The organism is Halomonas sp. A3H3 (assembly GCF_000982975.1).
In the GTDB taxonomy this organism is placed as follows: domain Bacteria; phylum Pseudomonadota; class Gammaproteobacteria; order Pseudomonadales; family Halomonadaceae; genus Vreelandella; species Vreelandella titanicae.
On record NZ_HG423343.1, the window covers coordinates 2,638,783 to 2,649,766 of the forward strand.

The 10,984-nt window shown below is 53.2% G+C and carries 8 protein-coding genes; 5 read left to right on the plus strand and 3 right to left on the minus strand.

Features of this window, described 5'->3' with window-relative positions:
• Positions 1-14: 14 nt before the first annotated feature.
• Positions 15-1,280 (minus strand): cytosine permease, encoded by a 1,266-nt coding sequence (codB, locus tag HALA3H3_RS11740; RefSeq protein ID WP_022521761.1) that lies wholly within the window; start codon positions 1,278-1,280, stop codon positions 15-17.
• Between the two features lie 277 nt (positions 1,281-1,557).
• On the opposite strand from codB, the gene HALA3H3_RS11745 reads away from it, so the two are divergent.
• Genes HALA3H3_RS11745 through HALA3H3_RS11755 form a run of 3 tightly spaced genes read left to right on the plus strand, consistent with a single transcriptional unit; the run spans position 1,558 to position 4,819 of the window.
• Positions 1,558-3,006 (plus strand): diguanylate cyclase domain-containing protein, encoded by a 1,449-nt coding sequence (locus tag HALA3H3_RS11745; RefSeq protein ID WP_022521762.1) that lies wholly within the window; start codon positions 1,558-1,560, stop codon positions 3,004-3,006.
• A gap of 4 nt (positions 3,007-3,010) precedes the next feature.
• Entirely contained in the window at positions 3,011-3,904 is an 894-nt protein-coding gene (locus tag HALA3H3_RS11750) for an amino acid ABC transporter substrate-binding protein (protein WP_022521763.1), read from the plus strand.
• 54 nt (positions 3,905-3,958) lie between these two features.
• Positions 3,959-4,819 carry an amino acid ABC transporter substrate-binding protein gene (locus HALA3H3_RS11755; protein WP_053857183.1) on the plus strand — a complete coding sequence of 287 codons (861 nt, stop codon included), beginning with the start codon at positions 3,959-3,961 and terminating at the stop codon, positions 4,817-4,819.
• A gap of 38 nt (positions 4,820-4,857) precedes the next feature.
• Here the strand turns inward: HALA3H3_RS11755 and HALA3H3_RS11760 are convergent, their stop codons facing one another.
• Entirely contained in the window at positions 4,858-5,481 is a 624-nt protein-coding gene (locus HALA3H3_RS11760) for a TetR family transcriptional regulator (protein ID WP_022521765.1), read from the minus strand.
• Positions 5,482-5,805: 324 nt separating this feature from the next.
• On the opposite strand from HALA3H3_RS11760, the gene HALA3H3_RS11765 reads away from it, so the two are divergent.
• The gene (locus HALA3H3_RS11765; RefSeq protein ID WP_022521766.1) at positions 5,806-6,900 is read left to right on the plus strand and encodes an efflux RND transporter periplasmic adaptor subunit; all 1,095 of its coding nucleotides are present in this window, start codon (positions 5,806-5,808) and stop codon (positions 6,898-6,900) included.
• A 1-nt stretch (position 6,901) separates the two neighbouring features.
• Entirely contained in the window at positions 6,902-9,949 is a 3,048-nt protein-coding gene (locus tag HALA3H3_RS11770) for an efflux RND transporter permease subunit (protein WP_009285891.1), read from the plus strand.
• Between the two features lie 400 nt (positions 9,950-10,349).
• Here the strand turns inward: HALA3H3_RS11770 and HALA3H3_RS11775 are convergent.
• The coding region (locus HALA3H3_RS11775; RefSeq protein WP_053856968.1) for a transposase at positions 10,350-10,984 on the minus strand (635 nt) is incomplete at its 5' end.

Below are 10,984 nucleotides of genomic sequence, written 5' to 3' on the forward strand. Positions count from 1 at the left end.
AAAAAACAGCTCGCTTATTGTTTGGCAGTGGATGGAAGGCTATCACCCAGCGTAGCGTGATTTAGGCGCAGCAGCACGGCGTAGCTTCCTGCTGCCACTACAACACCTATCAGTGGTGGCAGTAACGGGGAAAAGTAAGCGGCTCCGGCGCCCAGCGCATACGCAGCTAACCCTCGGCGGTTGAAGTCGGGTAGTTGTGCTTTATCCAATGTGGGGTAGCGGCCTTTATGCTTGAGCCAAAAGTCCGCCATGATCACCCCGCCCATGGGCGGTATAAAGGTGCCGAGTAACACCAGAAATGGGATGAGTAGGTTATACATGCCGCCTACCGCCAGCACCGTGCCAATCGCCGCGCCGCCCACAGTGACCAGGCGGCGCTTTTCGGTGCGCAGCAAATTACAGCCCGCCACGGCGAAGTTGTAGATAGTGTTGTCCTGGGTTGTCCAGATATTCAGGAACAGCATCAGCACGGCGATGGTGACAAAGCCCTGAGCGATCAATACATCCACGATATCCGCCTGCTGGTAAATCATGGTGCCAAGAGCGCCGGTCAGAACCATTAAGCCGTTACCGACAAAAAAGGCCGCCAGGGTCGCGATCACGGCAATTTTCGGCGTTTTGGCGAAGCGGCTCCAGTTAGTCGCTTGAGTGCCGCCGCTAATAAAGGTACCGATAATCACAGTAATCGCCGCTGCTACGCTCATGCTTTCCGTGGGCGTCTGCTGGCTCAGTCCCGCAAAGCCGCGCACATCCACCAGGCCGGTAAACAGGCTGATGACGATAAACAGCATCATGGCGGGGACGGCAAAGCGCGATAGCCAGTCCATACCTCTATAGCCAATCATGGCGGTCACGCAGAAACCAAACCCAAATAGCACCATTAAGGGGATTTCCAGCCATTCAGGCATCCCGGTGGTGCGTACTAACACTAGGGCAATCGTGGCGGTGCCCCAGGCGTACCAACCGATCTGGGTAAAACCGAGAATAAAGTCGGAAAGTTTGCTGCCTTTTTCGCCGAAGCAGAAGCGCCCCATCAGCACCGAATTGAGCCCGCTTTTACAAGCAATATAGGCGAGGGCTACTGCATACATCCCCAGCAGCAAGTTGCCAATCACTATGATCCATAGCAGTTGGCCAATCGGAAAGGCTTGGCCTAACGTGCCGCCCGCCCACATGGTGGCGGTGAAAAACGTAAATCCAAGCAGTACTGCCGAGGTAGAAAGCAGGCCCTTGCGGGCACTGGTAGGGACTTCACTGAGTGGATAGTCAGAATGATGCATCACGCTCTCCTAATATAAATCAGCGAACCTGTTAGCTATTTATAAAGCAAGAGATATGCCAAAAGAGTAGGTCAGTAAGAATGATTACGCTTGTCATTTTTTTTAAGACATGCCTACTCATTTTAATGATACTTTAGTAAATAAAACCTAATTGTTTGTGTACGTTTGCCGAATAAAATAGTGGTCAAAAAAGCTTGTTTGTTAAAGCGATGGTCGCTTATTGCGATTACGCCCAGATACGCCCGTTGCAGCTATAACCTTGAAGGAACCGGAGTAGATGCCAGAACCCCAGCATAGGAGTGCTTCACTGCCTGCAGCTAGACTTCCTTGGCATCATACCCTGGTGGGTAAGGTGGTGATGTTTATGCTGATGGGCGTGCTGTTTGCGTATGTAACGGGGGCGCTGTCGGGTTTTTTTATGGTTGAACGTGGGGCTCGGGAGCAGTGGTTGCGCGAAGCGCAGGTGAATGCCCAGATAGTAAGCGCGACTATTAGGCGTATTTATACGTCCGTGGCGGTTAAGACCGATGGCACGGGTCAAGTCACGCGTATCATTTCCCAGCGCCCGATTGGTGATGAAGAGTCGGTTCTGGAAACTGGGTTTAGCCCGATTGATGTATTGGCGTTGGCAAGTGCACAAACACGTAACAATGTGTGGCTGTTCGCGAAGTCATCAGAGGGGGCTCTCACCGTAGTGGCAGATGCGCTTAATACACCATCAGACTCGCCTGCCAACTTGACGGTAGATACATGGCAAACAAAAGCGGATGCCGCTGATTTTTATGTTGGATTTGCCAGCATTGGCGGTGAAGAGCACTTCATTAGTTCGCTGCCCATTGTTACCCCTGATGGTCAACTGTTAGGCGTTCTAGTAGCCACCATAGGCCAGCAAGAAGGGCTGTATCAGATGCGTAATGATCTGATCAGCAAAGCGTTTATAGCACTACTGGTGGTATTGGTCGCGACAGCCCTGCTAGTCACTATTTTGATGCGTCAGTTATTTACACCCGTGCCAGTATTAATTAAGTCGCTCACCGAAATCGCTAAAAACCAGACCGCTGACAGCACGCCTTATACCGACCGTAACGATGAAATTGGCCGGATGGCAAAGGCCATAGATGCGCTTCGTAAGAAAGTCATTGAGCGTGAACACTTACTTGAAGTTAAAGACGAAGCTCTCCGCTTTCAGCATCTTGCTCATCATGATGAGCTGACCAAATTGCCCAACCGTGTGCAATTAAATAATGCTTTAAAAACCGCTGTGCACTCACTGCTTCAAGGCGACGTATTTAATGTCATGCTATTTGATCTTGACCATTTTAAAGCAGTTAACGATAGTCTGGGGCACGCGGCGGGTGATGCTTTGCTCGTTGAAGTTAGTCAGCGGGTGCAGGGGCTGCTGACCGACGATGATTTGGTGGCGCGCCTTGGTGGCGATGAGTTTGCCATCATTCAACGCGTTGTGCGTAGTGCCACCAATGAGGCAAAAGTACTGGCAGAAGCAATTGTGTCTGTTCTACGTGAACCGTATCAGTTTCATAACCAGGAAATTAACATTGGAGTGAGTGTTGGCATTGCAACCGCACCCGCTGATGGCCGCAATAGCCACGATCTGCTACGTCACGCAGATCTGGCGCTCTATGCGGCCAAGGCGAAAGGGCGCGACCGCTATATGCTCTATGCCGCAGGGATGACAATGGATTCCGGGATCATCGAACAAAGGTAAGCCTATGAAGTGGCTAGTAGCGTTATTAATGACCAGTGCGGTGTGGCAAGGTGCCGCTGCTGGTGAGGAGATCGCCTCCTCGCCGACGTTGTCGCGTATTGTGTCTACTGGTGAGATTACTATCGGCCATCGTACCAGCGAAGCCCCCTTCTCCTACCTGGTTAACGACCAGCCAACAGGCTATGCGATTGACCTGTGCCTAAACGTCATCGAAGGTCTGGAGGAAACATTGGGCTTAGGTGATCTCAAGGTAAATTATGTGCCGGTAACGCCTGCAAATCGGTTCATATTAGTACGTAATGGTGAAGTGGATATCGAGTGTGGAGTGACCACCAATACCCCTGAACGTCGCCGTCAGGCCGCTTTTTCATATCCTCATTTTCTGACCGCAACGCGCTATGTATCCCTCGCCGAGCAGCATATGGACAGTTTGCAGGATTTGGCGGGCCGCAGCGTGGTATCAACAACGGGCACTATCAATATTGCCCAGCTCAACGAACTCAATCGCACCGAGGGGCTAGCAATATCGGTAATGCTAAGCCGTAATCATGAAGAAGCCTTTGATATGGTGGCTTCAGGACAGGCTTCCGCGTTTGTGATGGATGAGGTTTTGTTAGCAGGTTTGGTTTCGTCTGCCGTTGACCCTGCCGCTTTTCATATTTCTCAAGCAACACTGAGTAGTGCCGAGCCCTATGGCTTAATGATGCCGCCTGATGATCCTGTTTTTGTTGAGCTGGTCAATAAGGAACTGCGTAACATTTATCAGAGTGAAACTATTCACACTCTTTATGAAAAATGGTTTTTGCAGCCGCTCCCTCCCGATAACCGAGTATTGAACTTGCCGCTAGCGCCAGCGCTTGCCGCTATTTTCGCCAATCCTGAGCAGTACATAGAGTAGAGGAGGTGTGTTATGCGCCGAAGTTTATTGCTTGGGTGGTGTAGTTTGCTGGTAATGATGTCTGGTGGAGAGGCAGCACATGCAACGACACCTATCGATTCGCTTGAACGCATAGAAGCAACCGGCGTGTTAAGGGTTGGCTATGGTGATACAGCGCCATTCTCTTATTTAGATAATCAGGGTAACGTCGTCGGTTACTCTATCGATATTTGCCAACGTTTAGCGAAACAGCTGCAAGTGCAATTAGACCTGCCTTCTCTTGAAATAGCCTATGTGTACCGTACGCCCAGTAACCGGGTGCAACTGCTCAATAGCGGCGATATCGATATTGAGTGTAATGCCAGTACTAATACACAACAGCGGCGGCAGAGCGCGCAGTTTGCGCTTAGCCATTTCTTTGTCTCGGTGCGTTATGTGGCCCTGAAGGAAAATGGCTTTACCACCTTGGAGGACTTGGCCGGGCGTAGCGTGAGCGTGGCGCGTGGCACCGTCAATGTCAGCCAGATCAATCAGGTAAATCGAGAACGCCAGCTGAATTTATCGGTGGTGCCCGTAGGTACATTGCAGGAAGCGTTTGATTTAGTTGCTGATGGGCGCGTAGCGGCTTTTGCAATGGATGATATATTACTAAGCACAATGATTGCTGAGTCCGATCACCCTGACGCGTACGCGCTTTCCGAAGAAGCCATTACGTCGATAGAGCCTCTCGGTTTTTTAATGCAATTGGGCGACGATGCCTTTGCCGCAGAGGTAAATAAGGCCCTCGAACATATTTATACCAGTCCGGAAATGCCGTTGCTGTACGAACGGTGGTTTCAGCAACCTCTCCCTGGCAAAGACATTACGCTTAATGTACCAATGAGTGCCGTCTTGGCTGAGCACTTTGCCGCCCCTCGCGAGATAAATGCAGATTAAGTGCATTAGATAAATATAGATTAAGATTTAGCGCAGGTTCATACGGTCTGAGTGTTAAATAAACCACGCATTAACGTTTCCACGATACCGCTGCTCTCATCCGCCAGAGAATGCTGCTGGGGATCCTGCAGCCAGTCGAAACAGACGCCAATCAAAAAGCCATGAAATTGGCGCCGGGCGCTGGCTGGGGTTAAGTCAGCGCGTAAAGTGCCAGCGATTTGGGCCTGTTCAAACAATTGCTCTACTCGCGCCTCTGCGTGCTCAGAGAGTCGAGTGATCATGCAAATCCGCGGGTGCTCCTCTTCCAGTTTCTCGCAGCGGTGCAATACGATGGTGGCTGCTCTCTGCAGTGGCAGGTCGTGGGAAATGGCTGCCAGCGAGCGTAGAGCAATGTCGCGTAAGCAGTCTGCCGGTGCTGAGCCTAGGTGTTCCACCACCTCATCGACAATTTCATCCAGAGGGACACGCACGCGTTCCAAGAGTGCATCGAACAATGCAGCTTTGTCTTCAAAGTGCCAATAAATGGCCCCTCGTGTCACTCCTGCTGCCTGGGCGATGTGCGCCAAGGTGGTACGCGAAACGCCTTGGGCTAAAAAGGTGGTCTCTGCCGCGTCCAGAATGATTTCTCGGGTACGTTCGGCGTCGGCCTTACGACGGGACATAGCGGCTCCTATTAATAAAATTAAGAAACCTCTGATTAACTATTGCGCTCGACCATACGGCGTTAAAAATCGCCTCAAAATGCTCATTTACAACCCGTAAACTCCGCTTTTTCGTTGTTTTTTGCCTTGTCTGGCCTTCGCTCATTACGTTAATCAGAGGCTCCTTAGCGGTATTTTGGCAGTGATGGATAGCAAAGTCGCGGGTGGGTGATTATTATACACCTCACTGACATTCATGAATGTCAGTGAGGTGACTATATTATTCAACTTGTATCCTGAATGCAGGTTTGAAAATCATCACTGACCGCCATCAAGGAGCTACTCGTGCCCGTTACTCTTCTCCGTTCACTGCCCATCATACTGGCTCTGCTTGTGCTAACGGGCTGTGAGCAAGCCCAGGCGCAGTCGACTGATGCCACACGACCGGTAAAATTGATGACACTGCAGTCGGCAAATGCTACGGCCTTACGGCAGTTTCCCGCGCGGGTGGAAGCCTCTACGCGCAGCAATTTGTCATTTCGTATGGCCGGGGAATTATTGGAGCTCAATGTGAGCCCTGGCCAACAGGTGAGCGAAGGCGAGGTGATTGCGCGCATTGATGATCGCAATGTGCAAAGCGAGCTGGACAGCGCCCGCTCGCGCTTGGAGCTCGCCGAGGCAACGCTAGAACGCATGCGCTACACCCTGCAGCGTGGGGCAGTCAGCCAATCCCAGTTTGATCAGTCGGAAAGCGAGTGGCGGGCCGCCCGGGCCACCTTCGAACAGGCACAAGAGCAGGTCGAGCATACAAAGCTACGCGCCCCTTACGATGGTGTGATTGCCCAGGTGCCAGTGGATAACCGCCAGATAGTTCAAGTTCAAGAAACGGTCGCGGTGATCCAGCAGCCAGGGCAGCTAGACGTGGTGTTTCATCTGCCCGAGCAGATCGTGCAGCGCATACCGCGAAATAATGGAACGCCCTTCGGTGATGCGTTGGCGTTTGAAGTGCGCTTTGGTAATAGCGATAAACCCTATCTTGCCCAGCTAGCCTCTTACACCACCCAAGCCAGCGCACAGAGTTTGGCTTATGAAGTCACCCTAACGCTGCCCCAGCCGGACGATATCACCCTGTTAGACGGTATGAGTGCCAATGTGCGGCTCGATTTGAGTTCGCTGCAAACCGAAAATAGCGCCCCGCTGTGGCTACTGCCCACTGATGCGGTGAGCTATGCCGGTGATGATCCCGACCAGGCTCAGGTATGGCGCTTCATCGAGCCAGAAAACGTGGAAGCGGTGCCGGTGGAGGTCGGTCGGTTAACCTCAAACGGCCTGGAAGTTAGCGGAAAGTTGGCAGCGGGCGATCGCGTTGTGGCGGCCGGAGCCCACCGTTTAACCGAGGACACCAGGGTGACCCCGTGGGAAAAAGAGCAGGGGCTTTAACATGGTCGACTACTTTCTACGCCACCGGGCGACCAGCTATTTAATGACCGTGGTGCTGCTGGCGGGTGGCGCGCTGTCGTTTTTGGGCATGGGCCAGTTGGAGTTCCCCGAATTTACCATTCGCAATGCGCTGATCACCACGCAGTACCCTGGTGCGACGCCTGAAGAGGTAGAGCAGGAAGTCACTTCGACACTCGAAGAGTCAATTCAGGAGATGTCATCGATCAAACGGGTTAGCTCGGTGAGTTCTGATGGCCTATCGCAGATCACCGTTGAACTCGAAAGTACGGTGCAGAACGAGGAGTTGGAGCAATTATGGGATTCGCTGCGCCGTAAAGTACAGGATGCCCAGGCCGCGCTTCCGCCGGGTGCGAGTCAATCTCGCGTAAATGACGACTTTGGCGATGTATTTGGTTTCATGGTCAACCTGACGGGCGATGGCTATAGCATGCCGGATCTGGCTGACCATGCTGATTTTCTCAAGCGCGAGCTCGCTTTGGTGAAGGGCGTCGCGAAGGTGTCGCTAAGCGGTGAGCACGAAGAGCGCATCTATATCGAAGTTGATCGCGAACGCCTGCGCGCACTGAATATTCCGTTAACACGATTACAGCAACTGCTTGAGACCCAAAATGCAGTGGCAGACTCAGGGCATCTTAAACAGGATGGCCGCCGTTTTCGTATCACCCCCACGGGCAGTGCGGCAGATATTGAAGCTCTGCGCGCCCTGATTGTCAGTGAGGGCGACGGTGAACTGGTGCGGCTGAGCGATATTGCCGATGTGAGCCGCGAGCTGGCGGAGCAGCCCCAGCAGCTTTACCGCGATATGGGCAGGCCGGCGATCTCGTTGGGCGTCTCCTTTGAAAGCGGAGTGAATGTTGTCGAGGTGGGAGAACGGCTACAGCAGCGTCTGGATGAACTGCAAACCCGCACACCACTGGGTATGGAGCTGAATGTCGTTTATAACCAGCCCCAGGTGGTCGATGACGCAGTATCCGGTTTCCTGGTCAGCTTGATCCAGGCGGTGGCTATCGTGATCGTGGTGCTGATGCTGTTTATGGGCTGGCGCAGTGGTCTGTTAATGGGCTTTATCCTGCTGATCACCATTATTGGCACCTTTATGTTGATGCGCTTTCATGGTTTGCAGCTGGAAAAAATCTCGCTGGGTGCGTTAATTATCGCCCTGGGAATGCTGGTAGATAACGCCATTGTGGTCACCGAAGGCATGCTGGTGGGGTTAAAGCGGGGCAGCACGATTCGTGATTCGGCGCATCAAGTGGTTCGCCAAAATGCCTGGCCCTTGCTGGCCGCAACGCTGATCGCGATTGCAGCCTTTGCGCCCATCGGTTTATCGCCAGACACCACCGGTGAGTTTATCGGCTCGTTATTTTTCGTGCTGCTCTACTCGCTACTGCTGAGCTGGATCACGGCGCTGACGTTAACGCCGTTCTACTTCAAGCTGTTTTTCCGCAATGTTGCCCCCGGCGATGGACAGGAAGACCCCTATAAAGGCGTGGTTTATCGTTTTGTAGGCCGTGTCATTATCACCGGTATTCGTTGGCGCTGGTTAACCTTGGCGCTGATGGTAGCGATATTGGCTGGCGCGGTGGTCGGCTTTGGTTCGGTTAAAAATGCCTTCTTTCCGGCCTCTAATACGCCGATCTTTTTTGTCGATTATCGCACGCCGGAAGGTACCGATATTCTCGAAACCCAACGCCGCGTTAGCGAGCTTGAAAAGAGCGTGATGGAGATGGACGGCGTTCGCCACCTGACCACCACCGTGGGCGGCGGAGCGCAGCGTTTTACCCTCACCTATTCACCGGAAGACCGCTATGCAAGCTATGCGCAGTTGATTGTCGAAACCGACGATAAAGCGACTCAACACGACCGCATGGCTGACGTAGAGCAAGTGTTGGAGCGGGATCATAGCGATATCGACTACAAAATCGCCCCGTTGGAGGTCGGCCCCGCTCCCAAAGCCAAGCTAGAGGCGCGCTTCTACGGCAGCGATCCAGCGGTGCTTCGCCAGTTGGGCGATCAGGTTGAGGCCATGTTCCTTGATACACCGAATTTGACCAGCGTGCGCACCAGTTGGCGTAACCGCGTGCAGGCGATTGAGCCCGTTTTTCTTGAAGATACTGCACGTAGGCTGGGTGTGACCCGTGAAGACCTGGCCAGCACCCTGGCGCTAAGTACCAGTGGCAGCCAGGTGGGCATTTACCGCGACGGCAGCGACCTGATTCCGATAGTGGCGCGGGCAATCCCCGAACAGCGTCACGATGTGGATAACCTAGGCTCACTTAACGTCTGGAGCGCAGAGCAAAACCGCTATATCTCCGCCGATCAAGTCATCGGCGATATCACAACACAGGTGGCGGATCCGCTGATTATGCGCCGCAATCGCGAACGCATGCTGGCGGTGTACGGTGAGCCGGATCCGCTAAGCGGGGTGACCGCAGCCAGCGTATTGGCCGACATTCGACCAAGGGTGGAGGCCTTGGATCTACCAGCAGGTTACCGGTTGGAGTGGGGTGGTGAGTTTGAGACCGCTGGCGAAGCGCAGAGTGGGTTATTTTCCTCGCTGCCGCTGGGCATAGTGATGATGTTTATTCTCACTGTGGTGCTGTTCAATAACTTCCGCCAGCCGTTGGCTATCTGGTCGCTGGTACCGCTGACGATTATTGGCGTAGTGGGCGCGTTGTTGGTTACCGGGTTACCTTTCTCGTTTATGGCTCTGCTGGGTACGCTGAGCTTGATCGGCATGGTAATCAAAAATGCCATCGTGTTGGTAGAGGAGATCAACGTGCAACTGCCGTTGCATCAAGACCGCTACCACGCTGTGGTGCGAGCTGCGGTCAGCCGCGTGCGTCCGGTCGCCATGGCCGCGCTGACCACCATGTTGGGCATGATCCCGCTAATTAGCGATGCCTTTTTCGCCAGCATGGCGGTCGCGCTGATCGGTGGCCTGGGTGTCGCCACGCTATTAACCTTAATCGTACTGCCGGTAGTTTACTGCGTGCTCTACCGGATTCGCATACATCCTGATCAATAACTCGAGCAGACTTCTTTCATCTTAGCCGTGGCCTTGACCAATCCACGGCTAAGATAGCCTCTGCACCGATATTCAATGCGCCTACCACTTCGCTCACTGCTGTTTGCAAATCGTTTCTATTTTCATTTGTGAAAATAATTTTCAAACTAGACTAAAGTCTATGCTGCCCTGGCCGATAGCAGTACCTCGTAAAAGATATTGGTCGATTTAAGTTAATCTAAAGCCGCTGGAAGTGCTCTAGCCTGGATTTCTCATAGCACCTCAGCCAGTACCGCACTCAGGCTAACACCGCTAAACACCTATTGGCTCGACTTACATCGGCTACTTTTTAACCACTTTTCGTCGTTCAGACACACCTCCCCCTTCCCCCCATTGCGTCGGGCCGGGGGAGCCCGAGCAGTCAGTTCGGCACCAACCGCCTGACGAGATCGGATAGCGCCGTTTTATAGGGGTAGCTGTCACTCATGAGTACGCGGATTCGGCGCGTATTGCGGATGATGACCGCGCCTACTTTGATGAGCTTGAGCCTCAGGTTGCTCGGACTCATGCGCGCGAAGGGCGTGTGCTTCAGGTAAGTCCGTAACCGCTCGAACAGTGTATAAGCGAAGCCCGACAAGATCAGCCGCCACTGATTGGCCCACCAGTGCGTGCTGGAGGTACGGTCAGCGAACAGGCTCAGTTGTTGATCCTTGATCCGGTTCTCCATGTCACCCCGGGCACAGTACTGCTCGTAGTAAAGCTTGAAGCCGTCATCGTAACGGGAACTGATGATAAACCGGGGATTAGAGCCCAGCTCGCCTTCTTCCAGACGGGCCACCACCCAGCGTGGGTATTTCCAGGAGTGTGCTTGATACGGAAAGCGAAACGTCTCTGCCACTTTCCCTCCCACCTGCCATTGGGTCTTGCGTACCAGCATCATGGGCACATCCACTTCCTTGAGCAGCCGGCTGTTCTTGGCGATTCCCACGATGTAGTCGACGTGATGCCGATCGCACCAGTTCAGCATCCGGGGACGACAAAAGTGGCTATCACCTC

What these genes read in the sequence shown, in the direction of transcription:
- HALA3H3_RS11750 (WP_022521763.1), top strand. Translation starts at nt 3,011, where the DNA reads ATGAAGTGGCTAGTAGCGTTATTAATGACCAGTGCGGTGTGGCAAGGT.
- codB (WP_022521761.1), bottom strand. Translation starts at nt 1,280, where the DNA reads ATGCATCATTCTGACTATCCACTCAGTGAAGTCCCTACCAGTGCCCGC.
- HALA3H3_RS11760 (WP_022521765.1), bottom strand. Translation starts at nt 5,481, where the DNA reads ATGTCCCGTCGTAAGGCCGACGCCGAACGTACCCGAGAAATCATTCTG.
- HALA3H3_RS11755 (WP_053857183.1), top strand. Translation starts at nt 3,959, where the DNA reads ATGATGTCTGGTGGAGAGGCAGCACATGCAACGACACCTATCGATTCG.
- HALA3H3_RS11770 (WP_009285891.1), top strand. Translation starts at nt 6,902, where the DNA reads ATGGTCGACTACTTTCTACGCCACCGGGCGACCAGCTATTTAATGACC.
- HALA3H3_RS11745 (WP_022521762.1), top strand. Translation starts at nt 1,558, where the DNA reads ATGCCAGAACCCCAGCATAGGAGTGCTTCACTGCCTGCAGCTAGACTT.